This window comes from Dongia sp. (genome assembly GCF_041909655.1).
In the GTDB taxonomy this organism is placed as follows: domain Bacteria; phylum Pseudomonadota; class Alphaproteobacteria; order Dongiales; family Dongiaceae; genus Dongia.
The window spans coordinates 226,416-253,309 of the sequence record NZ_JAYRDA010000002.1; the positions used below are offsets into that span (position 1 = coordinate 226,416).

The following is a 26,894-nucleotide window of genomic DNA, read 5'->3' on the forward strand; positions in this document are numbered from 1 at the left end:
CGCCTCCAGCGCTTCAAATACGTCGGGCGAAACAGATGTGATCTTTGCGGTCCCGTTTTTCCGCCAAATCATCAGACGCGTTTCAATTGCCTTCAGCGTGATCGTTTCTGCAATCTCCGCGCCGTGCGCAAACCGATAGATATCCTCGAGGGGGAATTCGATCGAAGCAGAGTGAGGCTTGGATGCTCTTCGGGCGCAGCGACAGCGAGACCTCACCGCCGAGATGCTGGGGCAATCGGCTCCGGTAGTAGTAGACGCCCCGTTTCCGCGTGATGTGGGTGACTTGTGGGGGCATTGGGAGCTTCCGATCCGAAGAGCCGGTGGCTCGAAGCGAAAAACACCACTGATGTCAGTTTATTGATGCGATGTTGGCTGGGGACTAGGGCGCGCAGCCGTCCCAGAAAGGCCAATAAAATCAACGGAGTCATATCGCTGAGGGCGGGAATGTGTCACATGCCTGTGTCACAGGCACGATCACTGCCCTTGAGTAGCCAACCTTTGCTTCGAACGCTGAGTAAATTTCCTAAGCCCGCTCCAGGCTATTTCCTTTTTTTCTTTGCGCTTTTCTTCGACAACCAGCGCCGGCCGCTGCTTCTGGATGAGGCGCCGCCGCCCGCCTTCGTTTTCTTTGTACGCACCTTTGACTGAAAGGGCGGAGTTTGGACTACCCGCTTTTTGGCCGCTGGTGTTTTGGTTTTCGCTTTTGTTTTTGTTTTTGCTTTTGTCTGGGTTTTAGGTTTGGCCTTTGCTTTCGTCCGTCGGCTGGCTTTCTTCTGTCGGGACGCTGGCTCCTTTTGGGCTGCTGGCGCGACTGGATCGAGTGGCGCCCCGGCTTCCGTCGCGGCGCCAAGCGTGCCCATCCAGAACGAGATCTCCAACCCGCGCGCACCGCGCCTTTGTTCTTCTTGCCAGCGAGCATCCGACCGCGAGGGCGCGGGTTTCGATGCGCGCACCGTCCTGGGCAGGTGAGTGTAATACTCGACCAAGCCACGGATATGGACCGCACACTGTTCAGCAAGATTCCGGTTGCCCTCAATGATTAGCAAATCAGAATTGCCTTTGGGTATCGCAGCCTCACCGAGAGTAAACGAACCGGTGATCACTACCGGACTATCAGTGAATGGATCAATGACAATCAGTTGCACACTGCGTGACCGAGGCAGGTCGGACACTTTGCCGAGTGAATCCGAGATCGAAGAGAGGCGCGTTGACGGCACGAACGTTTCAGTCTGATGCTGAAATATTCGGAGTCCTCCTCCCCGTCCCGGGGATCGCTCAATTCCAGCGACGTAGACACCTCGCTGACGCAAAGGAGCAACTTCGCGAGCGATGGACGGAGCTACATCGATAACTGTCGCAAATAGGACGCCTGTTCGGGCACGCATCATAAGGCTTCGAACGATGTCCGAGCCATTACCGCGACCCTGTGGCAGGAACTGAACTTGCACATTCGAGCGGTCGCTGAGAAAAAATTGGTTTAATCCGGCATTGTTCGTCTGAGTGGTTGAGCGTGACGGATCGCTTCGAAACAATTGCCATTGGCGCAGATACCGTTCTGCAATCGCCTGGTCTTCAATGATGAGCCCACTCGAATCCAAACGATCGGGATGTGGAGCCCATTGAAGGTTTCCGATCCACACCGTCCTGGGGGCGCCCTTCGAATCGCAGGTAACAATAAAGCTCGTTGTGGTGCCTAGATCCGTTCTACGCCCGACAACCTGACCCTCTCCATACTTATTTGATCGCGTTTCGCTCTCGGGTTGCATCATTATGATCTGCGCCCGACTTCCGAAACGGCGAAGGGTCGCAATCAATTCTGGGTCGGTCAGATTTGGGAGTGCCGCATAGAGCTCGGTCCTTCTCACAAAGGCGGTCTCCAGCAATGAGAGCACGGCCTGCCGCAATTCGCTGCCGGACACTGGTCCGGGCGAAGTGTCGATCGCGTCCCGCGGTGTGGAGGGGCGCTGTCCAGCATTATTGATCGTGAAGAAGACGGAAATGGGGCCGCGCTGCTCCGTCATGTCGGCCTTTTCGGTTTGCGTCTCCAATGCCCGCAACAGAGCAAAGTTCCGGGGAGTGCCGCCGACCGGTATGATGCGATAGGCATAGCGCGCTTGGCGCCGAGGCGGGCGATCAATCGCTATGTATCGCTGAAACGGCGGGGGGAATGCTGACTGAGTCTCGCCGGTGCGTTGTACCGCCGGATTTGAGATGAACTCACTCTCGCCGCTTTCGTCCACGCGCTCTATCGCGAAACCGAGCAGCTCCTTGATCGGTCGATCCATGTGCCAAACGATCACCATCTGGTTGCAGTTGGCGTAGACCTTGCCGAACAGTCTGCTCTGAGAAGGCCCTGCGCCGGTGCGCTCCAGAACGAAGGTCTCGCCGTCGATCGTCGTGAGCTCAATGGAGCCTCGGTCAGTCCAGAGCGGCACATGCAGCGGAGTCTTCGCTTCGACCGCGACCACCTGGGTTCGGCCTCCGGCGCGGATCTCCACCAAGCGCGGATGGGTGTCGGGGACAGTTATATGAGTTCCCGCATCGCCGGCGAGCGGGTCGAAGATCAGACCCTCCGACGCAAGCGAGACGCCGAGTGTCACCGGCTTCAATCCCGACGGGACGATGGATGAGAACCAGTCGGGAATCGCGTCGCTGTGGATGTATTGCTTAAGCGTGCCAGAGCGGCCCAGCCGCAGGTCGCTCGCGGCGGCCAGCATTGTCGCGCCTTCAGTGGCCCGAATAGACGGTGCCAGCCTGCGGATCGCGCGACCGGCCCAATTGGCCACGTCGTCGCGCTGGGGCGCAATCAATGCGGAGACCGCCGAGTGCAGTAGCTGCTCGATCTCCGTTCGATTTTTCGCGACGTCGGTCGACAGGAAATTGAGGCGCTCCTCAAGCTGCACCGCTGGCGGCAGGAAGTCGTGCAACCGCTCCACGATGCGCCAGGCACGTTCCGCATCGGGACGCGCCAAGCCGGCCCGCAAGTTCTCAGCAACTTCCGGGAACAAGACTATGCCATCGCGACTGCGCGTCTGTACTAGCGTGCTGAACCAGAGGTCGACCTCCACCCCGACATCCGCGCTGGGCAGCATCTCCAGGCGGGTCGCGCGCATCAGTGCGGGATCGATCAGCGTCGCGAACGACAGCAGGCGTGCGAGGTCCACCGCCTGTGCATTCTGCGCCGACAACCGCGAGATTCGACGCGCGGCGTCGTCGGTCATGTCGCCTCCTCAGCCCGGCGCATCGCACTGATGCGGCCGACCGTCGAGCCCCTGTCCCAGGCCACCAGGTCTATGGCGCGCGCCAGGGAGTCTGGCCAGCGTGCCGGAGGGAAGGGCACGAAGCCGACCACGCGATGGCCGCGCCTGGCCAGCTGCCGGGCGAACGCAATCCAGGTATGCGGGCTGGCGCCATGCGCATCACTGATCGCGCCGAGCCCGAAATCAGAGACGATCAACATGCAGGCACCGAACCGTGGCGGCTGCTGCGTCAGATAGGCTTCCCAATCTTCCGCGTCGTTGCGCCGGGTCCGTTCCGGGGTGCCCTTGCACTGCAGGAAATCGATGCTGTCGCTGCCGACGACGCGCCTGAGATCCCGGATCAGATTCGCGCGATCGTGCCAGAAGGGCTGCATGCGCTCGCCGATATCGATCATCACCTGGACTCCGGCGGCCATGGTGAGAATGGGTTGGCGCGGCAGCACCCGCAGCGCCTCGCCGCGCGCAAGGGTCTCGACCGCCCGCGTCAGATCGGGAGGTCCGATCGGCCGGCGCGCGGCGAGACTGGCACCGAGCAGTGCGCGCACCCAGCGCGGCTGAAAGAGCGGCGCCGGAGCATGCGCCTCCCGCAACGCGCCGGATTTCATTGCGGCCGTGTTGGCCAGCCAAGCCGGCGCCGATCGGGAGGATCGCCGCCGCTCGGAGATCCTGATCGAACCGCCGGTGCTGTCTGGATCCGGCGGCGTGGGTGGTGTCACCGGTGGTGGTAGTGGAACAGGTTGGGTATGGCGCGGAAACGGCGAATCTTTGGGCAGGTCCGGCACCGCGGCCGAGCGCGTTGCCATTTCCGCGCCCGGAATCGCCGGATCGAAGCCAAGCAGGGCGGCGATTGCCCGCGTCTCCGCGTCGTTCTCCGGGCGGATGACTGCGATGGCCCGCAGGAGATCCGCCAGCGAGATTTCAGCGCGGGCCGTTGTCATCCCACGGCGCCGAAACTGGGCTTGCGCCCCGCTATGGCGACTACAGCCGCGATGTCCGTGGTCGGAGCGTTCGCACCATAGAGCTCATGGACTGCGCGCAATATGTCGATGAACTCCGCGGGACTGGGAAGCGCCGTTGCCACGCCCACCGGATCGTTGCCGGCCGGAGCGACAACATCTGCGATTCTCTGCACGTCGGTCAGCTTGAGCTGACCCTGCAGATGCTCCGCTCCAATCTTCACCAGCAGCGCTTTCCGCTGGCTGCCATTTAGATCCTCTCCGTCAAAGGCTGGAAGCGTGACCTCAACGCAGCGCCGGAGGAAAGCGCGCGGCAGGTCGCGTTCGTCGTTGCTGGTGATGATAATCAAGGGCACGGCATCCGCTCGTGCCTTCACGGTCTGGGGAATCTCCTCTACATCGAACTGCAGCGCCCCCAATGCCACCAGAAGGTTGTTCGGCACATCGGGATCGGCCTTGTCCATCTCATCCAGCAGCACGACCGCCGGACTAATCGGCTGCTCCATTGATGCCTCGGACTTGTCGGCCGCAGTCTCCTTCTGCGCGAAATAGCGCCGCTGCCGCTCAGCACCCAATGGGTCGAAAGCGTCCCAAAGAACCCCAGGATTGATATAGCGGCGCCAATCGGCATCCACTTTTCCCTGAGCCTGCGCATCGCTCAGGCGGCGAACAAGATCGAGTTCCGACATCAGCTCACGCGCCTGCGTGCGCGACGAGATCACTTTCTCGACATAGCGCCACCCCTTGTACTTTGCGACCGCCGGCGCGAGCGACGACTTGCCCCAGCCGGGATCCCCGCGTACCAGCAGTGGACGGCCGGTCGCCAGCGCGACGCGCACCGCGAGTTTAATCCGATCGCTGTAGACATAGAGCGCGCCGCTCCGGAGATCACCGAAACCCGTCGTTTCGCCGTGCCGCTCAACATTGTTCGGCTCGAACTTACGCGAGGATTGCTTTGGCTTCTTCATAATTGTTCCAGACCTCGTCCTCAAGTTTCGGCGGAAGCGGTGGTTTGAGCCAGGCATCAGGCTCCAATAGCCCGACAAACTTTCCCGCATCTGCGGCCAAGACCAAAAAGCTGACTCCGTTGAACAGCGGCGTCGCGAGTAGTTTCTGGATCCATCTAGGGTCCAGGCCGTCCGCTTCGAGTATGACAAAGATGGGTTCATTGAGCGCGCGACGGGCGTCGAGGCGCGCCTTCAATCTCTCAGTTCCTGGACTATCAACATCGAGCGCCTCTTTCAGCGCCTCCTGAATACTCACTTCAAGGTGCGGATAATCGGCGAATGCGTCCAGCGCGGTTGCTACTTTCCAGTGTTTGCTGGGGACCAATCCGCTCGCGCGCAAGATGTAGCAATTGGCGGTTCGTGGTTCTTTTGCGTTGAGCCCGATTGGATTCGGGCCCCTCGGATTGCCCTTGGCGCAACACTTTACCTGCTCCACCGCGCTGACATCCAACCAGGAGCAGAAGGCTATTAGATCGAAGACTTCGTTGAAGATTTCCTGGCGCGCAACAAAGTAGGGTTGCAGCTTCCGCAATGCTTGCCAACCGCCCGCAATACCGAGCCCCATCAGCTTGAGCGCAAACGTTGACCATTTGGTACCGGTGAGGTTCCAGGCGCCTAAATGGAGATTGGCGTCATTAGCCACGACATCGATGGTACTATCGTTGAGCAACCCGCTCTGGAGGTATGTAGCGAGCAACACGATCTGCCCATCGGTGTGTTCGTTCAGGTTCTCAACGGAGAGGAGTTCCTTCACCTTCCGAGCAATTTTTGCTTTGCTGGCGAAATCCTGAGAACCGATGCCGCTGATCGCGCAAATCTGATCGGCTCTGCCTGCGATCTCCTTGGGCACACTGCCATGGTAGATAGGAACGAGCGGTAGCTTGTACTGCTTATGGCGATAGGACAGCAGCGCCCACTCGTATTGGCAGAAGGGTGACGCTATCGATTCCGGGGTGATCATAATCACCGCCGCATCGCAAGTACCTATCCAAACGTTGAGCGTCGAGCGCCAATCGCCACCCGCCTCCAGCGCCGTGCGGTCGAGTAGAATCTCGTAATCCGCTTCGAGCTCTGCGGCGATTTCTTTCGCCAAGTCTGGCGTGCTGTGGCTGATAAACAGACGCGGCCTTCTCGCCATCGCCCGTTAGCCTAAAATGACTCCGCCGCGCAGGCGGGCGGCGAGAGCGTGGACACCAGCATTACGACGAACGATGCGGCCGACTTCCACCGAGTCCCCCGATGCTCATTTGGCGTATCGAGGATTGTACATTGCCGCTTTATTGCAAGTCAAGGTCGTGCCGGGCCTCGTGCCCATCCGCCGCGTCGGCTCAATACCGCGGCCAAGGTCCCACATGGATGCCATTCAAGAACCGCGCTTTGACGGCAGCGAGGGTTTCAGGCTCTTCGGCGACGCTGTATCCGTAACCCTTGAGTTCGCCGATGCGATGGATGCCGTCCAGGCTGACCCGCCCGGGCACCAGCATCTCATCCACCCGCAGCATGCGCGGAATCCCAGTCAGGCGGGATGCCAGCATCAGCGTTCCTTGCGCCTGGGCATGCATCAGCAATTGAATGATGCGGACGCCCCCGAGCCACCCGGTGATGCCGGCATTCAGGGCCTGCCCGGCATAAGGTTGCGAAGTCGTCCCTATACTCAGCACATCGACGCGGTTGAGCGGCACATGCAGGAACGATACGGCTTCCACGACGGCCGCGAGTGTTGGATTATTCGCCCAGACTCCGCCATCGATGTACGCACTGTCGTCGACCGAGGCCGCGCGGAAGTAGGTCGGCGCCGCGGCGGTGGCGAGTGCCAAATCGATCGGCGAACGGTTCCGATCCGCGATCAGATCCGGGTGATGGTTTGTGCGGAAGGCATGAACCGCACCGGTTCGCGCCTTGAGCGACGGGATCACCAGTCGGCATACCGAGTCACTCAGCTGCTTGCCGGGTGCATCCTTGAATGCGCGCTCCAGTTCGGCCCGCAAGGCGTCCTGAGAGAATTTTGGACGAATGAGCTGCCGCATTAGGTATCTTGCCTTACGGCCCACGCTCGTCAGTGGAAAGACCGTGGGCCCGCGCTGCTCATAGAATTCAACCAGGTCGGCTGCATTCAGCCCCATGCCGAGCCCCAGCGCCAGGATACCGCCGGTGGAAGTGCCGGCGATCAGATCGAAGTGGTCGGCAATCTTGCATTGCAGCAGTTCCTCCCACTTCTTCAGCACCGCCGCAGTGAAGGTGCCCTTTATGCCGCCGCCATCGAGAGCGAGGATCCGGAACGTCGCGCCAACCGGCGGTTCGCCACGCACCAACGGCAGCCGACAGAGTTGCTCGACCACACGACCGGCCAGCATCGTCACGTCCGCTTCCAAGGCCAGTTGCCGGTTTTCCTCGGGCGCGAGGCCGTTGGTCAGCGCGCGCAACACCTCCGGATGGGCATCGAGGTATCCTGCCGCCGCGCCTCCCAAGCCGCCGAGCAGAAACCCGGGCAGTCCCCGCTCCCGCGCCAACTCGAACTCCTCCGCTATTCCTGCTGCTGCAGAGTTCTCCTCCCACCACTTTCCGCCGATGCTGACGATAGCATCGCAACGGGCGACCATCCACTGGCGCAGGCGTGTCAGGCTCGGACCCCGATCATTTCCGACGGCCGGGACAATGTTTACGATGCTGTGGGCGCGCCAGGTCTCGAGGCTGTCTGCATAATCCTTGGAAAAGACCTCGGAAGCGGCGAGTTCAAGGCAGTCGCGCGTGCCAAGGGCTTCCTGGTGACGCTTCGCGGCTTCGAGGAGCGGCGGCACGATGAATGGGTGGCTGCCGTGAATGATCGATCCGCCGGCGCGGAAGATGCCGGTGCTGAGGTCCGTCACGAATTTTTGCAAGGCCAGCGCGCGCTCGTTCGTGAGCCCAGGCGGATTGGACGCGGACAGCCAGATCCGCGCGCCCTTCAATGGTCCAAGTTGTGCCATGTCTCCTCCCGATAACCCCGATCGGCAACCTTTCTGCCGTCACTTCCCGATAGAGCGATTCATCTCCGGCGGATCGATGTGATCTTCAATCGTGACAGAAGACCACTCTTCCCCGCGCCAGAGTTGTTGCTTGCCCGTGGCAATATCGGGCGGCAGGATCTTCTGCATCAACAGGCTGTAGGCGGTTTCCTCTCGAAGCTGTTCCCAAAGTGGAGGGAAAAGATTCTCCCGGACGGCGTTCAGCAACCCGACACAGGCCGACCCGGTCGTGGCGATCGGGAAGGCCGGCGTATTTGGGTGAAAGCTGCGAAAGATGCGAAACTCCCGCACCACCCCCTCCATTCCGCCAATGAAGACGGCAGCCGTGAACTCTTCGGTGCCAAGCCGCCTGCTGCGCTGAGCGCCGAACCCGTCAGCTTTACGCTCCAAAATCCAGATATATCGCTCTATGCCGGGGTTGATAGGGAACGCCGAGGCTCGCTGAGATCCAAGCATCTCGTAGCGCATCAGCAGCAGGCTCTCGTTGCGCATCCCCGTCCCGTGCATGGTTTCGCGACCGCTGCCATCCACTGCGGGCGTGATTACCTCTTCCACCGAACTTTCGCGGTCAACAAACGCGCCGGATTGAAACGTCAAAACGCGCGGCGGGGCCGGCGCCTTCGCTTCGCGCGCACCCATCTGCGCATCATGCGCGATGCGCGCTGCAATATTCTTCACCAGCGGTGTGACCGCCGGATGGCCGCCGAAGACGACCGGAAAGCGTGGCAGAACGTGCCCGCAAAAGGCGCGCACGGCCTCACGCACGTTCAGCAGATTGCGGCTGTCCCAATATTCCGGGTTTCTCCGCGGATCGGGCTCGCTGGCGGAAAGAAAGATCGGTGCGGTCACGGGAGGATGTCCCATTGCAGCGCGGTCGTCGGGTCGAGGTATTCCAGCCCCAGCTTCGCGCGCAGGAATTCAAGATGCTCCGCCTGCCGGCTGGTGATGCCGAGCGGGTGATAGACCAGGCGACCCGCAGGTGGCTGCGGGTGTGCCGACCGCACGGTCTGCTCGATGTCTTGGCTGGTCGGCACGCCCAGGGCCAGGTTGAGATGCATTCGATCCGAGCCCTTGCGCAATTCGATGTGACGCCCGAGGTAGCGCAGCATCTGCCAACCGTTGGCTTGTGCATATTCCCGGACGTGCTTGACGACATGCTCTTCGCGCATCTGCTGCAGCTTGGTGCGCAGGTCGGCGACGCGGCGCACGACTTCGAGCAGGCCTTTGGGTGTCAGCTTGTCCACGTTCCCACCGGCAACGGCGGCTGTCTGGCTCTCCAGCTGAACTGGCGAAAAAAACGCACCCTCGCGCAGGGGAGCCACATCCGGCCACACCACTTGAACGCCGCCGAGGCCGGCCTGATCGGCAAACGCGATCTCCTTTTGCACATACGGGCGGTTCTTGATGCTCGGGCTGTTGAGGAGAACAACGACGTCGCTGTCGGCGAGTTCCTGCAGCAATTCTTCTTGGAACATCGCGCCCGGGCGGATCGCGACCGTGTCGAGGAAGACCGAATAGAATCGCGCGGAGAACGCTTGCCTCAGCTGCAAGGCGACATTGGTCGCGTCGCGGCGCGCATAGCTGATGAAGATCTTGCGCTTGGTACGCTGCAGGCCGAGCATCTCCAGGACGAAGCCGGCAAGTTCCGAGATGTCGCCTTCGAACCCTGCGTCAGCCGAGTCGTCCTTCAGCTCAAAACCGTTGAAGTCCTTCACCGCTTCCGGCGCGACATCGGTAAAGGTGGTGAGATCGGCGACGACGGGAACCATGGGTATCCCGGCTGTACGGCAGGTATCGATCGCGGCAAGCGAGTCACCGGCCATTGCCTTGTGACAGAAAATGACCGCCACCGCGCGGGTGTTCGTACCCGGCGCAGAGAAACCCAGCTCGCTCAGAACGCTGAAATTCTCCCCGCAGCCGGCAAGATCGGCGGCGCGATGATAGAGCGCCTGCGCAAGCGGATCGGACCGCGCGTCATGGCTGCCGCCAATCAGGACGACGGCGAAGTCCGTCATTTCGCCAGCCGGTCCAGCCAACCCAGCGATTGCGCCAGGATATAGGCGGCAATCAAGCCGCCGTAGATCGGCCAGATCGACCAGGATTGAAGTGCCGCCCAAATATGGCCTGAAGTGCGCGTTGCCTTGGCGTCGAATACACGTCCCGGACCGTATGAGCCGTTCCGGATGGCGGTGACCACGTCGTTATAGAGCGCCCGGTAGGCCTTCTCTTGCGCCAGGTACATCACATCGACGAAGCAGAAGATCACAACCGGGATAAGCGCAGCGGTCGCAATCGCGGGATTCTTGGTGGCGCCGGAAAGGCTCAGCAGCGCGCTGACTAGGGTGAGGCACCAAGTCTTGCAGGAGGCCGAGTTGTTTGCGAGCCGATTGATGATCGCCTGCAGCAGGCTGATATGACTTGTGACGGCGGGATCGTTGGCCGGCGCCAGCGGAGACGGGTTGCTATTCATCGCGCTTCCCCCGACCAGAAGACAGAGAGCAGAAATTGGCCTCGTCGCCAGGACGCAATACCCCCGGCTGCATCTCGCTAAAGTAGCAGAGGATCGCATAGTGCTCAAGGGACCGCCGCGATATCAGGACCTGACGCCGCCGATTAGGGGTGAGCAGGAAAGATCGAGCGCCGAGGTGCGAGACCTCGCGTGTAGCGGCAGTACATGATCTTGCGTCTGTTAACAAAGGTGAACGCCCACCACAGTTTACACGAAGGTGCTGGCAACGGCCTATGATTGATTTCCCTGGAGTTTCTAGTTCTATTCAACCATTGATGTTGAAGAGAATGACGCGGGGAGAAGGAGCATGTCGCAATCAACAGCATTCCTTAGCTATCATCATGACGATCGAATCATTGGTGAAACGGTTCTTGCTCAGTTAGCTTTCCTAGCGAGTCGCGGTGAAGGAAAACCTGCCCTCAAATGTTTTCTTGATGCGAGAGACATCCCCAGAGGACAGGCTTGGAAGCCAATCATAGACGAGAATCTCGCGAACAAGGATTGGCTCATTCCCGTGTTTACGGGGGACCAAAGCGTCTATTGCGGTTATGAAATTGGGACCTTCCTGCAGCTACACGTGCAATCGCCGGATAAACGTGTGATGGCATTGTACGACGTAGACGATGAGAAATTGCCGATAATACTACGCGATGGCCAAAACACTCAGGTTCCGCCCGTCGATAATGTTGTTGAAGCCGATAAGGTCGCTGTATCCACTGACGAAGTAAACTTTTGGTTCCGATCGGCCGTTGGACGATTCTTACAGGACTTCTGCCTCTATAAAGGTCTGTACACGCCAGCTCACGAATCATCTGAGCCCGCTGCGTACAGCAACAACATCGCGCTATGCGCAAAGCTTATCGCAAACGCCTTCGCATTGGCTCGCGGAACCGACGAGAAATCTGAAACACCCGCGCAGATAGGGTTTGAGCTCACCATAAGGAAGATAGGAGACCAAAGGCTTGACAAGATACCGGGAGATTCTGTCGTCATCGGTACCACGTTGTTCTTCGACCTCTTGGGCCTCAGTCTTCCGGTGAGCAGGACTCAAGCGCCTATGACGACATGGGAAACGTTGAGACAACTTCTCAATCCCGGCGGGCAAAAAGTGATCCCATGGATGCACAAAGTTGAAGCCGACATACGGACAGCCGCGGCGAGTTTGAGCCTTCCAAGCGATGATGTGACAATGCGAGGGCGGAATGGGAAGGTGTATCGTCCGATACTTGAGAGACACAAGCTCTTCGTCAACGGTGACCGCAGATTCTATCTTCTATTCATTGAAGCGCTCGACAGGCGTTTCGTCGGAGTACCTCAATCTTCTTTGCTGCTGACATCATTAATATTAGCTTCACGTTGGCGCTTCACATACTTCGAGAAATGGTCTGACACGATCACTAAAGTCTTCGGGCCAGAGGTGCCGCTGCCCAACTTTGCCGATGCATGTAAGCAGCTACTTTACAACATTGAATGGATTGAGCACGAGGCCGCACAGTTTGGAGCCACTGATCCCCAAGCCCTCATCGACGCATTTGGATCGGAGCACAAGGCGAGAGTTGAGCGCTTCTTCTCCGATTGGCAAAAGGCGAAAGAAGCACTTCAGGCCTCCCTGGAACTCGGCACAGAAATCACCGACTTCACCAGAGACGGTATTCACCGCGCGGTGTTGGATTTTCTGACGGCGACACGGGGGCAAAACGCCGAATTCTTGCAGCTCGCGATTAAAGAGTACGCAGATGAAATAGGTCAGGGACTGGAGTCGCGCGATGGGTAGCTCTCCGGAAGAGAGTTATTTGAGGGTTGATCATGGCATTCGGGCTGATTGTCTTGCAGAAGTCTGCCCCGAGACGATCGGGTGATGACGCAGAAGGCAGTTGCGAGCTGCATTCACTCCCCCTTTGAAATTTAACCCTTGCCCCGTTCCACCGCCCATTCTTCGGCCGCATGAAGGAGCATCGCCGCCGCTTGCGGATTGTCGGCGCAATCGAAATAGCCGAAATAGGCGCGCTTTATACCATACTTGATGTTTGACGCATGATGGACATGGGCGGTGATGCGACCAACAACCCGGTCGGATTGATGCACGGTGAAATAGGAAACATCGTCATGACTGGCAAAGCCCGGGTTAACAGCCGGATCTAGAAAGCGCTTCAGATCGCTCTTCATGGGCGACACGTAAAGGCTGTCGCTGCCATAGGCCTGGAATGGCGCTTGGAAGAAGGCTTCGAAATCACCCTTACGCAATGTCAGCATACTGATTCCGTCTTGCAATGAGGTCGATGGTGCGTGCGAAGAGGCCGATCTGAGATTGAATCTCGCCTTCGTCCGCCAGCGGGCCAGCCGTGAACAGCGCCAGGCGAATGGGTGAACTGCTCACGAGACAGAGATGCGTCGCTCCGGCATGTTCCAGGATGTCGATGATTTGCTCTTGTATCGCTGCAGAGATATCGGCTTCGGATTGGCGCTTCAACACCCGCAAGCTGACAACCTTTCCGCCGGATAACTTGGACACCAGCGCAAGGTGGTCGTAATCCGCGAGACTTTCGGCTTCGAGTATCCGCAGGTCGGTGAACGGTGCCAGCATGGCCGCCGTGCCGAGAAAGCCATCAACGCTCCCAGTGTCGCACGCTAGAAATCGCTCAATGAAACGATTACTCCGCCGCCGGATAAAATCGGCCGTCAATTTGAGTGCGATGCCAGCGGTCAGCAGAATCCCGGATATTGCCGCCCAGGCCCGAATCAAGAAGATCCAATTGCGATCACCGAACCATGGGATGCCGAGGCCAATCAGAACCAGGGCGAACACAAAGATTGCCAGAAGCTGAAAGAGCACCAGTCGAAACTTGACCCCAGCGTTGGGCACCCAGACGGCAAAGTGCACGCCAATCAACGCACCAATGGCACCCATGCGGACGGGCAGTTCCAGGAAGTTCTGGAAATCGGTCGCCGCGAATGGGATTGCCAAGAGAATGGCAACAACGAAGAACTGAGCAAATCGATGGTTTTCCACTGACAAGCGGCCAGCCGGAGACTGCCGAACCCAGAGAGCGCTGCCCAACAGGCCACCGAGCACAAATGCTTCTACAACGATCAAGCTGCGGGGGATCAGGCTATCGGGCGAAGCGCCACGCCACTCCGCCACGTGCCACAGGGCGAGCACAAACGGCGCCACAGCCGCGATGAGCTTTGCGAGCAACGGCGCATGTTCCCGGCGGATGGCTTCCGCGCAGAGCAGCGTCATCAGCGGAAGAAACAAAGCAGCCACCATCGCCAGATGGGCGAACAACTTTTCCTGGGTAAGGCTGAAGATGCCTCTGGCCAGCAACAGGATGCCGAGCGAGATAAACAGCGCCGCCAGGCACCGATGCAGGTACTGGGCTGGATGGGCGGCGCGGAAGGTCACGCCATAGGCAATCAGGCCAACGACCGCACAGAACTCCAGGATGGCATCGGCGCCAAGCACTGATCAGGCTCCGATCATCTGTGCAATCGCCTTGGATGCCAGTTTCTGCTTGAGCCAGCGCAACGGCGCTGAGGGTGGTCGTTCAACCTCGGTCGTATGCGGATTGAAGAAATAGCCGAGCGGCCCGGCAGCGCTCTTCCTTCCCAACAACTGTCCGATGGCCTCGTAGGCCATGAGATTGCCTGTAGTGATCACCATGGGGGCAAAGGACATGCGCGATCTCTTGCCAGCGGCCACCTCCGCTGCCACACTCAAGTCAATGTGATGGCGAGAGGAACTGCACGCCATGACGAAAATCAGTTCTTGCAGGAAGGATTGTCGTATATCCGTTTCAGTCCATTCTGATGGCTTCAGCCCGCGCGTCGGGTAGTGCAGACGGTCTTCCAGCCGTGGATCCGCGGCGGTCGTCACATAGACGCTTGGCAAGGGTGCTGCATAGGCATCAATGACCGCCAATCCGGCACGCGCGGCCGCCCGATAGAGCTGGACGCCAGCAGCGATGTCATCCATGCCATTGATAACGAGATCGACCCTGGCCAGGACCGTTTCAAGTTGCTCAATCCATTCGCGTCCGAAAACCTCGAATTTTGCCTGCGGGTTGATGCGCTGACCGAGCGTGACCGTCGCCTCGGCCTTGTGCTGGCCGACCGTATCTAGATTGGCGAACACCTGTCGATTGAGATTGGACACCTCAAACGTATCAATGTCGGCAATAACATATTGCTCTATGCCTGCTCGCAACAGCGTTGCGATACAGGCACCGCCCATCCCCCCGACGCCGCAAATGAAGACCCGTGCATTCCTGAGCCGCGCCTGCTCGTCGGCTGTTACGAAGCCGATATTGCGTCCGGAAAACGCTTCATAGCTGAAAGCTGCGTTCATCGAGATCCCCAAGGCCGAAGATCGCCCCATTGGCGTCTGGAATCGAACCAGTGAAGCACGGGCAGAATGATGCGTTGCAGGGTGACAAGGACGAGTGCCGCAGCTACGCCAGCGACAGACCTGCGTGGCACGATTCGCGTAAGATATTTGCGCGCAGCATTCAGATCGATGCGCCCGATCTGGATAAAATCATCACCACGGTCATAGTCGAGGTCTTGCGCACAGACTTCGTTGTAGATCGCCTTGCGGTGCTTTGGCGCGCTCTCGAATGACTTTGTGAGATTGTCGGATCCGCCTGTATAGGCGTCTTGGATAACAAATTTTTCTTCATCGAAACGTACCTCCGCGCCAACCCCGAAGACGTGTCGATGGTCCGACATGATCCGTCGCACGATCAATGTCTGCTCGTAGGTGGGACGCTAGAGTTGTCCTGGAAATACGCCGGAATAGGTTTCCGCGACCATGCCGTAGACTGCAGGCACCTGAGTAACACTCGAGATCCAGATGGGTCGCATCTGGTTGCGAACGAAAGTCAGAATGCAGGCAAGGCCGTAGAGGGTGGCCGTCAGGTTCCGACCCCGCATTTCCGGCGTCACCATGACGAGGCCAAGATGCAGAATCTCCCGGATCGAGTTCCGCCACGGAATCTCGATCACAGGCAGGGCGTTGAAGGCAACAGGGCTGCCATTGCCACGCTGGTAGACCAACGTGATGATTGACCGACCCAATTGACCGCTTGCGGGATCAAACACGCCATAGGTGAGTTCCTTGGCATCCAATGTGGTCAAAGCGATTGCTCGGATATCCTGTGTCAGGCGCGTGAGATCGCCTGGGTCGAGCCACAGTCCCGGCTTTTCGACAATCCGCGCTTTCAATCCCTTTCCGATGGGAAGGGTGATGTTGAGGTAGCGCGATTTCTTGCCAAAAAGATTCATTTTGCGACGAGTTCGTTGCAACTTTTTATTGATTCAGCCTTCACCAATAAAATTGCAACTAGGGAACCCCTATGTCAATGCAAGAGAAGCAAATGCGATTCACATTGTGAATCCGAGGGTAACCTCTCAGCCAGAGGCCAACTTCCGAGCATTTTCCTTCTCTTGGTGCTCGAACGCAGTTTTAAAGGCATCCAGTTCATGTGCAGACATTTGAATGCTGGCTCCCACCTTTCGCCAATTTGTTACGGCGGCAAGGAATTCGCCGAGAAACTCCTTAGCGCGCGACAGAGACAGGCCAAAGTATGGGAGGACTGAAAACAGATCGTGGAGCGATGCTGATGGGCCGGATTGTTCCGATATCCACAGTTTCAGTTCACGCAATCGATAGGGCACCGGGTTGAGATCAATGGGCTCATGGGGGCCATCCGCACCTCACGACACAGAAACTAGGTGTGCCCCATCCGCTTGCGCTGAAAACGCCCAGCGCTGCTTGGTGAACATTGCAATAACGCCGGCTGCCGTTCGAGCATGCTGGCTGGGCTTAACCGTGGTGAAGCAACCGCCACCTGCCAGAGCGAAAGGGAGCAGAAGCTGATCGGCAAGATACGGTCCCGCGAAAGCCTCGGTGGCAACAAACCCGGCCATGCGCTGCGCTGCCGTCTTTGCCAGCGATTCTGCGGAAATTCCCAGCCGGCCAAAACCGGTCACGATTTCCGTCGCCTGCTCGAATGCGGCTTCCAGCAGCAGGACATTCCCCGGCCCCCACTCGGCCGGAAGCTCGCGCACTGCGAAGGCCGAGTCCGGCCAATCCAGCAGTTGACGCGCCACGCCGAGTTCGCGATCGGCAATGTCAAAGGGCAGCCCGGCAAAGAGCGCTATGGCCGACGTGCTCTTGAGGGGGCCACGCTCAACGCACTCAATCTGCTGCAGTGGTGCGGGGTCGATCGCGATCTCGATTCGTCCGCCACCGCGTGGATAAAAGCCGTGACGGACCAGGCGCGCGTCGACACGCGGCCCCATCCGGTTGATGATCGGCAGGAAGCAACGCGCGATGAACTCGAACGGTGGCGCCATCATGTTGTGCGTGCCGCCCTCCAAGACCAGGCGCGACGGCCCGCCGGCGAGCAGTAGCGGCATCAACACCGTCTGCAGCACCAGGGAGGTACTGCCGGCGGTTCCAACGGCAAAATGATATTCGCCAGCCTGTACCGGACCCGGATGAAAGGTAAATTCCGACGATCCAACGCTCGCCCCCTCACAGGTGGCATTGCCGATCGCGCAGGCAGCCTCAACCGCGGTCAGATGCTGGCGCATCAGGCCCGGCTTCTCACGCTTGCCGCGGATACTGGTGATCTTGAAAGGTTGTCCAGTGGCCAGCGACAAGGCGAGCGCGTTGCGCACGACCTGCCCGCCGCCCTCCCCCTCGGCGCCGTCAATCGTAATCATGATTCCCCCGAATGGATGGCGTGAAGGGGATCAACCCTTCACGCACACCACCTGCTTCAACGTATGGACGATCTCCACCAGATCGGCCTGGGCGGCCATCACGGCTTCGATCGGCTTGTAGGCCTTGGGCGTCTCGTCGATGACGCTTTCGTCCTTGCGACATTCGACGCCAGCGGTATCGCGGATATGCTCGTCGAGGCTCACCTTCTTCTTTGCCTCAGTCCGCGACATAACCCGCCCCGCCCCGTGGCTGCAGCTCTCGAACGCTTCCTTGTTGCCAAGGCCGCGCACGATGAAGGACTTCGCCCCCATCGAGCCGGGGATGATACCCATGACGCCCTTCGCCGCCCGCACGGCGCCCTTGCGGGTCACTAGCACGTTTTCGCCAAAATGGTTTTCCCGCGTCACATAGTTGTGGTGGCAGTTGACCGCTTCCAGCTCAGCGTCGAACGGCTTTGCGATCTGGCCACGCAGCGCCCGGATCACATTCGCCATCATCATCCGACGATTAAGCGCCGCAAAATCCTGGGCCCATCCGACCGCCTCGACATAATCGTCGAAATGGTCGGTCCCTTCCGGGAAATAGGCCAGGTCCTCATCGGGCAGGTTGATGAACCACTTGCGCATGTCCTGCTTCGCCAACTCGATGAAGAATGTGCCGATGGCATTGCCGACACCGCGCGATCCCGAATGGAGCATGATCCAGACGCGCTGCTCGGTATCGAGACAAAGCTCGATGAAGTGGTTTCCGGTCCCCAGCGTCCCCAGATGCACGAGTTGGTTCGTGTTCTTGAGCCGCGGGTACTTCGCCGTGATGCTGTTGAACCGCTCGACCAGCGTCGCCCAGGCAGCGACGACCTCCGGCGGGGGATCGCCCCAGCTGCCGGTGTCGCGCTTGGTCCGGCCAACACTCCGGCCATGCGGCACGGCACGCTCGATCGCAGCCCGGATGCCTTCCAGATTGTCCGGAAGGTCATGGGCCATCAACGAGGTCCGCGCCGCCATCATGCCGCAGCCGATATCGACACCAACCGCCGCCGGAATCACCGCACCCTTAGTCGGGATCACCGATCCCACCGTGGCGCCGATGCCGACATGCACGTCCGGCATGACCGCAAGATGCTTGAACACAAACGGCATCTGTGCGGCGCGCGCCAGCTGGTCACGCGCCTTGGCGTCTACGGGCACACCGCGCGTCCACATCTTGATCGGCACGCCGCACTCGACATGCTGGTAATCATAAGTCGTCTCGGTCATGTCGACCTCCTTCATCTTTCATAACTGATCAGCCGCGGCGTGGCGACGACGGAGTGACGAGACAAGCTCCCGGTTATAGGCCGGGCGAAGGAATTGAACCTTCCTTCCACCAATGTAGTCCCGCCGGCATTCGCTCACGCTCTGGCATCCACTGGCGACAACAGACTGTGAGACATTTTTTGCTGAGCTATCCGGTTGCCCGGAGGCGGGATTGAACCGCCGACCTCCCATCCTGAAGACGGGTGCTCTATCCTGTAGTCTCACCGGCATTCGCCAGCTTCCAAACGTTCCTTCCAACTGGCCCATGGCGACCAGGTATTTGACAGACAGCTCTACCGCTGAGCTACGGGCCGATTGCTCGGCCCGACGGGAGTCGAACCCGCGACACATGTAGTCCGTCAGGCATTCGCCAGGAATTTCGGCAAGGGTCGCGGCGACAAGATCGGCAAGACAGTCGCCCTTAAGCTACGTGTCGGCGGCGGGATTCGAACCCGCATCTCCCGACCCCTTTTCCGGGGCCGGGCGCTTTACTCGTCGGGCCTTCTTCTGGAGACATGTAGTCCTGCCAGCATTCGCCGCGACCCAGTTCTTCAAACCTCCGTTTCCTTTACCAGCTTGACCCAGTCACGCGTCTCGCCGGAGACGAAACGCGTGATCGCGTCAAACACCGCGTCGGAAAAACCACCGACGTTGAGGATCTCCGGCCGCCCCGACGCCTGGGTGGTGGCGAGCGGCTGGATATCGATGCAGACCAGCTTGGCCTGCGGGTTCCGCCGCTGCAGGCGGTTCCATTCGACCATCGTCGCCGTGGCACCGTTCCGGGTGGCATCCACCCAGGACTGGTTATCGGAAACGATCACGACCAGATCCACCGCCGCCTTCTCGGCATTCAGCAGCGCCAGGGGTGCCGAGACGTTCGTCCCGCCACCGCCGATGCTGGCCAGCTTCGCGGCATTGGCCGCCAGCCGGTCCGTGGCACGCAGCTCGAGCGCCACCACCGATTGCTCGAAGGGCAGCACCCGGGCCTTGCGGTTGGCGCGCAGCATCGCCGCCGCGACCAGGGCCGCGACATCAATGCACCGCACCTTGGACGAGGCGCCCTTGCGGTAGCCCGTGGCAGGCGAGGTCATCGACCCCGAGACGTCCGGACACACAACCACGCGACCCGGCACCGTCGGCACGTTCTGGAGCGAGAACTCCAGCGCATCCTCCAATGCCGCCTGCACCTTCAACGGCACGCCCGGTCCGACCTGCCCCAACGCCACCATCAACTGATAGGGCATGGGGCGGACCTTCCGCAGCGCGTCACGGTCGGCGAGCCGCGCGACGATCCGGTCCGCGGCCCCTGCCACATCGAACACCCCATTGCGTGCCAGGGTGTTGAGGTTCATGCGGAGCGCCTGCCAGCCCATCCGTTCGGAAAGGACCGCCCACTGTTCCGGCCGAAGCTGAAACGTGGTCAGCCATTCGAACGGAACTGGCGGCAAGTCCGCGCTCAGGTCCTGCTTCCAGGCCTCGAACGCCGCGATCTCGGGCGGCAAAGCGGCGACGTCATAGGGACGGCCGATCAGCCAACCATAGAAGGCTTTGCGCGCAGCATCCGCCGGGCGCGGGTGGACCATCTTCACGATGTCCGCGAGGCTCGGCGCAGTACCCGTCGCCGCCGCCATCAGATCGCGCATCGATGCCTGCTCCAGCCAGCGCTGGACCAGACGCTTCGGGCGCGAACCCAGCGAGGTGCGGCCAACCTGGCCCGACCGCATGATCTGAACGAAGCTGCGCAGCATGCGGCCGTTATCGACCACCCGGCCGAAGACCCGGACCGCGAGGTCGGGATCAGCCACGGTGAGATAGGCCGCCAGCAACGCCGGCATGTCCTTCATGGCACCTGCCTTGCGGGCATAGACCGCCGCCTGGGCGACAAAGGCAGGATCGACCGCGCGGGCGGCCGCCAGCACATCGGCGAGCTGCATCTCGGCGGCGCCATAGAAATTATCGGCGAGCGTCCCCGTGACGGCCAATTGCGCGAGCTTTGCTTCCGGCCCATAGGCATAGGCTGGCGCTCCTTCGCTGTTCTTGGCATCGGCGCGCGGCAGGAATTTGGCGAGCGCGCGTGCGAACAATCCCTTGTTGGCCATGGTCCAACTCCTTCTCGTCTGGTCAGGGCGGCTGGATTTGAACCAGCGGCCTCCCGCTTCCAAGGCGGGCGCTCTCACGCGGACTGAGCTACGCCCTGTGAATTCCGTGGAGGGGCAGCTGGCCCATTCCAGCCGCCCCAATCTCCTTTTGCCGGCGCAAGGCAATGCCTCGCGGCGACGCCCACCTAAGAGCAGGAGACATGCCAATTGCGCCGTGTTTGCGCATTTTCAATTAACTTATTGAATTACATTAATTTAAATTCATCCCCCTTCTGACGGCTGGAGATGCCAATCAATTTTTCATAGCGCAAATAATCGTAACTTATCTTATAGTATAAGAATGAAATCTCTTACCGTCATAGGGTTCCTCGGCTCGACTTTGGATGCGAGCAAGTTCGGTCCGTCGCGCTGGAACAAGTGGCGCCCGACCGTTGGGCTTACCATGCACCCCGATCTGCGCGTGGATCGCTTTGTTATGCTCTATGGCACGCCGCATAGCCGCTTGGCGGAGTACGTGGCGGAGGACATCGCTTCGGTTTCGCCCGAAACCAAGGTTGATATGCGCCTACTGGATTTCCGCAATCCGTGGGATTTCGAGGAAGTCTACGGCAAGCTCCTCGACTTCGCCCGCGGCGAAACCTTCGATCCCGAGTCTGAAGACTATCTCGTCCACATCACCACAGGCACTCACGTCGCTCAGATCTGTCTCTTCCTGCTGACGGAAGCGCGCTACCTTCCCGGTCGACTTCTCCAGACCCAGCCGGAGCGCGGCTCGACGGATCCCGCCGGAAAATGGAGCGTCATCGATCTCGATCTTTCGCGCTATGACAGCATAGCGACACGCTTTGCCGTCGCGAGCGCAGAGAGCACGTCGTTTCTGAAATCGGGCATTGAGACCCGAAATGCAAACTTCAACCGTATGATCGACGAGATAGAGCATGTGGCATCGCGCAGCCGCGCGCCGATCCTGTTGATGGGGCCGACGGGGGCCGGGAAAAGCCTGCTCGCGCGCCGCATCCACGACCTCAAGAAGTTGAAGCATCAGGTTGCTGGCCCCTTCGTGGAGGTGAACTGTGCCACGCTCAAGGGCGATAGCGCGATGTCAGCACTGTTCGGCCATCGCAAGGGAGCTTTTACCGGGGCCGTTGCTGACCGTCCTGGACTGCTGCGCTCCGCCGACAAGGGCATGTTGTTTCTGGACGAGATCGGCGAGCTCGGCCTTGACGAACAAGCGATGATTCTGCGGGCTATCGAGGACAAGCGATTCCTGCCTGTCGGGGGAGACAAGGAATCCTCCTCCGATTTTCAATTGATTGCCGGCACCAATCGCGATTTGGGCGACGCGGTCGCTTCCGGGATTTTCCGTGAGGACCTTTACGCCCGTCTCAATCTCTGGACGTTCCGGCTACCTGGCCTCGCCGATCGACGGGAAGATATCGAGCCGAACCTCGACTACGAACTCGACCGCTTTGCCGAGCGCGAGGGACAGCGCGCCAGCTTTAACAAGGAGGCGCGCCAGCGCTACCTCGCTTTCGCCGCCTCATCTGAGGCCGTCTGGCAGGGGAACTTCCGAGATTTAGCTGCCAGCGTCACACGCATGGCCACGCTCAGTCCCAAGGGCCGCATTGACCTGGTTTGCGTCGAAATGGAAATCCAACGCCTTCGCCGACTTTGGGCAGTCCGAGCCGATAAAGGTGCCGACACTCTCGCCGAAGTGCTCGACGATCAGGCGATCGACAGCCTCGACCTGTTCGACCGGGTTCAGCTTGCGGAAGCAATCCGTGTCTGCAAAGTCAGTCGATCACTTTCTGAAGCAGGCCGCGCGCTCTTCAATGTTTCTCGAACCAAGAGAGCCAGCGCAAATGATGCTGATCGCCTTCGGAAGTATCTGGCGAGATTCAATATTGATTGGGGCGCGATCACGAAGAGCGCGAACTAGTTAAATATCGGCCTTGAGCCACGAGTTTTGAAAGCCTTCGTAACACCGATATTTTGGGCTTTTTCGCGACACAGTCGATGCTGGATGATACGTCTGAGAACGTGCGGGGGGGGGCCACTGGATGTGATTTAGCAGCTCGTTGAGCCCAACTAGGATTCCCAGCGAAATTCCGGCCCAGTTACTTCAATGACTTAGAAGTCATTGGGAGCGCAAAAAAACGGACTGACTCTCACAAGGTCGACCAGTGTGGTGGACCATTCAAGGGCGAAGCAGAGCAAAGGGCACCGGAATGTGGCGGTTGGCGGGCCGCCATCATCCAATTAATGGTGAGCCACGGATGAGCTTGCCCGTCTTAGCGGGTCACCAAACACTGTCATCGCATGCGTCAATGCCAGGGCATCTCCAAGCGCCTTACCCACCGCCTTATTGGCAATGAACACCGCATCGATCAAGGGCACATCACCTTTCCATGCTTCTAAAAAGGCAGGAAGCCAATGCGCAGGAACGTTTGAGCTCAACGGCCAAGGTGAGGCAACGACCGCCGTACATCCCCGGTCTAGCAAGTGCTTAGTCAAACCAACCACCGTACTCGCGCTCGGGTGCTTATCTGCACGTCCACCGCTACAGACGAAAAGGAGCACCACTCCTATATTGCGCAACGCATCCGAGAAGTCTGAGACGCTCAAGACGGTACTTCCTTCGTCGCTTACTCGCTGGAAGAAGCTCCGATCAGGGAGAAGGCCGCCGTGTGCGGCAACAATGACAAGCTCCGACCCCATAAGGCCTTCAGGTATGGTAGAGTCATTGTTCAACGTCACCCGATGCTGAAGCAAGTCCTCTGACAGTCTATCAGCGATCATTTTCAGGGTCTGACCATCTTCACCAGCCGTAGATATCCAGGCCGTTCGACCGGCAACCTCACGATTGGACATGCGAGCGGCATGCAGCCAACCCAAAGAGGGGGCTGACGCCATCGGTCTCGACGACCCCGCTGGGCTATCGCCAGACAGCAAGATGTTGACGGGAATTTTCTGCAGCTCAGCTTCAGCGATCACAACTGTTCGAGCGTTTGGTAGCTCGGAAATCCCCAATCCGTCCAAACTCAAAATAAACTTGTTGCCAACATCGTCATCCGTACCATAGCCATACGGGTAGTTTTTCTCCCACGCTCGAAATTTATCTATCGAAAACACTTGTTCCGATTCACGATGCAAGGGCCCAAGTTTACCCTCTTGAGCGGAAACCCAGACTAGGCCGCCAGCTTCGGTCGCTCCAGCCATGACAACCGTTATACCTTCCATAGAGAGCGCGCAGGCCATCTCACTAGCTTCGCCAATGTTTGCCATAGAAGCCGCTGGCTTGGCACTTAACTCCCAGCCCGGCAACGCAATTGCTCGATCACTCATAATCTCTATAGCAAACGCAGCTTCGTCTGGTGTTATGCTCTTAGTACCCTCCAGTAGCCGTTGTGCCGCAAGTACTGCGTGTCGCACGTCAAATGCGGCATCTTCGGAGTAACGCGCCCGCTCTGTTGCCTGATGCAAGAGAAAAGTATCTTCGGCAGTTGGTGCATGCGCCGAAAGAGCGCTAACTAGTGAGTACATAATCGGATTGAGCCGACTTTGAAGATTCTTGAATAACTCTTCGACCTCCGAGGAGATCTTGACCCCAGTTGTTCGAGCAAACTGCAGCAATTGAGCCATAACGACCGCGATCGGAACCGCATCGTCATTCACTTCAATAGCGTGCCCTGCAATCGCCAGGCCCCGGGACAACAGTTCGATAACGTCAGACCGCTCGCTTCCAGGGCGCTGACGTAGCTTCATATAGTCTATCTGAAGAAGCAGAAGATCGAGACGATGGCTGTTAGCTTCTTCTGCATCCATAGCAAGAAGTATTAGTCGCGACTTTTCCACGACTCGCCGCGCCTCGTCATACAATCCGACGTCCCGAAGCAGCCGGGCAAGGGTGTCGGCCTCTTGCCAGGCCTGCTGGTCAGAGACGTTGACGTCCCCTGCGCCGGCACATGCGAGCGCCAAAAGGGCTTCAAGGTTGTTCCCGAGCCTGTGATAGATATCGGCAACTACCGACCAAGCTACTCGTTGTCGGATGCGATCAGCGCCCGCAGATTCCATTGCAACTTGCGCAAGATCTCGCGCTGTTTGCATTTTTCCTGCGGCCGCTAGTCGCGCCGCCGCCATTCTGATTACCCAAAGATCACGGTTTGGATTGGAGCTATGTTTGGCGAGACAAGTGCTAAAAAGGAGCCAACTATTAAAGACCTTATCCCCCGCCGGACTCCCCAAATCATTCGCGTATAGCATGAGAAGGTTTTCGACCATCGGGAGGTAAAGGTCAGCAGGTTCCGTGATCATCTCTTCGGGTAGAGCAGCTCTTCCCATAACAAGTGCGCCGGAGCCTTCCATCCATGCAAAAGCTTTCTCTATAAAATCTTTACGCTGCTGGAACTGCTGAGCACTAAAGCCTTCGATCTGAGGAAGCTTATTCATCGATAGCTCTCGAGCCATCAGGCCCAGGGTCGTAAACGCGATTAGCGCAATCCCCAAATGCCCCGTAACGGGTACCGATAGCAGGCGAGTCAGATTGACACGAATAGAATGCGCTAAAGGCTGCTGCGAGAGAAACCCAATTACATTCTGAATTGCTCGCTGGAGAGTGGCATCATCAATTATGAAGCCGCCCTGGCCATTTCGCTCCAACGTTACGCGCTCCAGCACTTCGACAAGGAGTTTAATATCGGGTTCCTCCTGCATCTCTGGAGGCTGAAGCGCAAGTGTCAGCGCATGCAATAGTGCACCCCGACGCAGGCCATCTCGGATTAACGCGCGATGAGCGAAACTCACTCTATTAACGAATGCTCTCCGCGCCCGGTCCAAGATTTCCAAGTAGTCGGGCAAACCTGGCGCAGAAAGCTCCCGTTCCAAAAATCTGAAGAACGTCACTGACTCTTCAGCGCTGGGGTCGTCCAGCAATACATCTGCTGCCAATCCGTAGTTCGCCGCCCCTATCGCCTCTCGCACCCTAAAGTTCACGACAGCGGGGTCTCCTGGGTAGAGTTTGTCGATTCGATGCGCTATTGAGACCGCGAGCGCGTGTTCTCCTATATCGTAGGCGACACCCATTGCGAGCGACATCATCTCGCGATTTATCAGTATATCAGCGACCTCATGAAGGAGGCGCGAAGCCAAGGCGAAAGCGCCACCCTGTCGCGCAATGAGCGCGAGCTTCACGAGCGCCGGTGGATCGGGATCTTTTGTGGTCCTGAGAACATCTTCTATCATGTCCATTGCTTGACCGATGAGACCAGATCGGTGAAGCAGTTGAATTTTCAAGAATGGCTTTTCTGAATCAAGGGCGGCGGGAAAGCCGTCGATCGTGTTGAGAAGAGCACCGAGGCGTCCATCAATAACTCGCGCGCTCAGTAGCTCTTTGTTGTCGGCCAGGATGCCATCGAGATGAACATCGACAGTCGCGCCGACCACGCCAACACCGTCTAACGACGTAAGCAATTCGCCTAATGCTGCGCGACGAGGGGCCAGTTCTCCTGCGAGAAGTATGAAGTATACCTCCCTGCCCTCTACCGCTTGGTACAGGCTCTGTGCAGTCGCATGCAAGTGAGGGACCCACAAATCCTCTCGAAGCCCTAGGGTGTCCTCTCCGGCAGTAAAGGAGCTGACATCTTTTGCGCGGTACCTAGCCGCCTCTGTAATCACCACGGCAGTACGAGCGGGAACTCGTTCAACAAGTGCGACCAGAAAATTAGTATTTAGGCCGATCGGGGTAGCCATCTCTATCCAACCGTCTTCCAACGGTGGGTCTGTGTTGCGTTGGGCCGCGCTGAGCATTGCGGCGAGGCGCCCCTTCAACGCGACATCCTCGCTTCCATCAGGCTTGGATGGCGCCACTACAATGATCTTGCTAAAGGGTGAACTGCCATCCTTTAGTGAAAAGGACCCCAGCATGCGCAAGACGGACGTGACTTGGTCTTGCATATCGTGCCTTCCAAGGCACATGACGTCACCAACACCAAAGCTGAGTCCATTGGTTGAGAAGTACCCCTCTAATCCCTCTGTAAG

19 protein-coding genes and 1 tRNA gene are annotated in these 26,894 nt (G+C 59.0%); 2 read left to right on the forward strand and 18 right to left on the reverse strand.

Annotated features, from left to right (window positions below; translation table 11 throughout):
- Positions 1 to 539: 539 nt before the first annotated feature.
- From ACE3PR_RS04260 to ACE3PR_RS04295, 8 genes are all read right to left on the reverse strand, one after another.
- On the reverse strand, positions 540 to 3,221 hold the full coding sequence (locus ACE3PR_RS04260; RefSeq protein ID WP_374368561.1) for a hypothetical protein: 2,682 nt from the start codon (positions 3,219 to 3,221) through the stop codon (positions 540 to 542).
- Positions 3,218 to 4,198, reverse strand: coding sequence for a hypothetical protein (locus ACE3PR_RS04265; RefSeq protein WP_374368563.1), 981 nt, complete (start codon positions 4,196 to 4,198; stop codon positions 3,218 to 3,220). Before ACE3PR_RS04265 ends, ACE3PR_RS04260 begins: the two co-directional genes overlap by 4 nt.
- Positions 4,195 to 5,184, reverse strand: a complete 990-nt coding sequence (locus ACE3PR_RS04270) for an AAA family ATPase (protein ID WP_374368565.1) — start codon at positions 5,182 to 5,184, stop codon at positions 4,195 to 4,197. Before ACE3PR_RS04270 ends, ACE3PR_RS04265 begins: the two co-directional genes overlap by 4 nt.
- Positions 5,156 to 6,361, reverse strand: coding sequence for a toll/interleukin-1 receptor domain-containing protein (locus tag ACE3PR_RS04275; protein ID WP_374368567.1), 1,206 nt, complete (start codon positions 6,359 to 6,361; stop codon positions 5,156 to 5,158). Before ACE3PR_RS04275 ends, ACE3PR_RS04270 begins: the two co-directional genes overlap by 29 nt.
- 190 nt (positions 6,362 to 6,551) lie before the next feature.
- Positions 6,552 to 8,189 carry a CBASS cGAMP-activated phospholipase gene (locus tag ACE3PR_RS04280; protein WP_374368569.1) on the reverse strand — a complete coding sequence of 546 codons (1,638 nt, stop codon included), beginning with the start codon at positions 8,187 to 8,189 and terminating at the stop codon, positions 6,552 to 6,554.
- Between the two features lie 39 nt (positions 8,190 to 8,228).
- Positions 8,229 to 9,077, reverse strand: a complete 849-nt coding sequence (locus tag ACE3PR_RS04285; protein WP_374368571.1) for a hypothetical protein — start codon at positions 9,075 to 9,077, stop codon at positions 8,229 to 8,231.
- Positions 9,074 to 10,243: a toll/interleukin-1 receptor domain-containing protein gene (locus ACE3PR_RS04290; RefSeq protein WP_374368573.1), complete on the reverse strand. Its 1,170-nt coding sequence runs from the start codon at positions 10,241 to 10,243 to the stop codon at positions 9,074 to 9,076. Before ACE3PR_RS04290 ends, ACE3PR_RS04285 begins: the two co-directional genes overlap by 4 nt.
- On the reverse strand, positions 10,240 to 10,698 hold the full coding sequence (locus ACE3PR_RS04295; RefSeq protein WP_374368575.1) for a hypothetical protein: 459 nt from the start codon (positions 10,696 to 10,698) through the stop codon (positions 10,240 to 10,242). The genes ACE3PR_RS04290 and ACE3PR_RS04295 overlap by 4 nt, the downstream gene beginning before the upstream one ends.
- A gap of 346 nt (positions 10,699 to 11,044) precedes the next feature.
- Here ACE3PR_RS04295 and ACE3PR_RS04300 point away from each other — a divergent pair, with 346 nt between their 5' ends.
- Positions 11,045 to 12,511 (forward strand): toll/interleukin-1 receptor domain-containing protein, encoded by a 1,467-nt coding sequence (locus tag ACE3PR_RS04300; RefSeq protein ID WP_374368577.1) that lies wholly within the window; start codon positions 11,045 to 11,047, stop codon positions 12,509 to 12,511.
- A gap of 131 nt (positions 12,512 to 12,642) precedes the next feature.
- On the opposite strand, the gene ACE3PR_RS04305 is transcribed toward ACE3PR_RS04300, so the two are convergent.
- The 9 genes from ACE3PR_RS04305 to ACE3PR_RS04345 form a co-directional block, all read right to left on the reverse strand.
- The gene (locus ACE3PR_RS04305) at positions 12,643 to 12,990 is read right to left on the reverse strand and encodes a hypothetical protein (RefSeq protein WP_374368579.1); all 348 of its coding nucleotides are present in this window, start codon (positions 12,988 to 12,990) and stop codon (positions 12,643 to 12,645) included.
- Complete coding sequence (locus tag ACE3PR_RS04310) at positions 12,974 to 14,200, reverse strand: hypothetical protein (protein ID WP_374368581.1); 1,227 nt, start codon at positions 14,198 to 14,200, stop codon at positions 12,974 to 12,976. The genes ACE3PR_RS04305 and ACE3PR_RS04310 overlap by 17 nt, the downstream gene beginning before the upstream one ends.
- A 3-nt stretch (positions 14,201 to 14,203) precedes the next feature.
- On the reverse strand, positions 14,204 to 15,082 hold the full coding sequence (locus tag ACE3PR_RS04315; RefSeq protein WP_374368583.1) for a ThiF family adenylyltransferase: 879 nt from the start codon (positions 15,080 to 15,082) through the stop codon (positions 14,204 to 14,206).
- Positions 15,079 to 15,462 (reverse strand): hypothetical protein, encoded by a 384-nt coding sequence (locus ACE3PR_RS04320; protein ID WP_374368585.1) that lies wholly within the window; start codon positions 15,460 to 15,462, stop codon positions 15,079 to 15,081. Before ACE3PR_RS04320 ends, ACE3PR_RS04315 begins: the two co-directional genes overlap by 4 nt.
- Positions 15,463 to 15,501: 39 nt before the next feature.
- Complete coding sequence (locus ACE3PR_RS04325) at positions 15,502 to 16,017, reverse strand: hypothetical protein (RefSeq protein WP_374368587.1); 516 nt, start codon at positions 16,015 to 16,017, stop codon at positions 15,502 to 15,504.
- Positions 16,018 to 16,449: 432 nt separating this feature from the next.
- Complete coding sequence (gene rtcA / locus ACE3PR_RS04330) at positions 16,450 to 17,463, reverse strand: RNA 3'-terminal phosphate cyclase (protein ID WP_374368589.1); 1,014 nt, start codon at positions 17,461 to 17,463, stop codon at positions 16,450 to 16,452.
- A 30-nt stretch (positions 17,464 to 17,493) separates the two neighbouring features.
- On the reverse strand, positions 17,494 to 18,678 hold the full coding sequence (locus tag ACE3PR_RS04335) for an RtcB family protein (RefSeq protein ID WP_374368591.1): 1,185 nt from the start codon (positions 18,676 to 18,678) through the stop codon (positions 17,494 to 17,496).
- A 632-nt stretch (positions 18,679 to 19,310) separates the two neighbouring features.
- Positions 19,311 to 20,858: an RNA-binding protein gene (locus tag ACE3PR_RS04340; protein ID WP_374368593.1), complete on the reverse strand. Its 1,548-nt coding sequence runs from the start codon at positions 20,856 to 20,858 to the stop codon at positions 19,311 to 19,313.
- A gap of 19 nt (positions 20,859 to 20,877) precedes the next feature.
- Positions 20,878 to 20,956, reverse strand: a tRNA-Pro gene (locus ACE3PR_RS04345).
- Positions 20,957 to 21,198: 242 nt separating this feature from the next.
- Here ACE3PR_RS04345 and rtcR point away from each other — a divergent pair.
- Positions 21,199 to 22,797 carry an RNA repair transcriptional activator RtcR gene (gene rtcR / locus ACE3PR_RS04350; RefSeq protein ID WP_374368595.1) on the forward strand — a complete coding sequence of 533 codons (1,599 nt, stop codon included), beginning with the start codon at positions 21,199 to 21,201 and terminating at the stop codon, positions 22,795 to 22,797.
- A gap of 320 nt (positions 22,798 to 23,117) precedes the next feature.
- On the opposite strand, the gene ACE3PR_RS04355 is transcribed toward rtcR, so the two are convergent.
- Positions 23,118 to 26,810 carry a CHAT domain-containing protein gene (locus tag ACE3PR_RS04355; RefSeq protein WP_374368597.1) on the reverse strand — a complete coding sequence of 1,231 codons (3,693 nt, stop codon included), beginning with the start codon at positions 26,808 to 26,810 and terminating at the stop codon, positions 23,118 to 23,120.
- Positions 26,811 to 26,894: the final 84 nt, after the last annotated feature.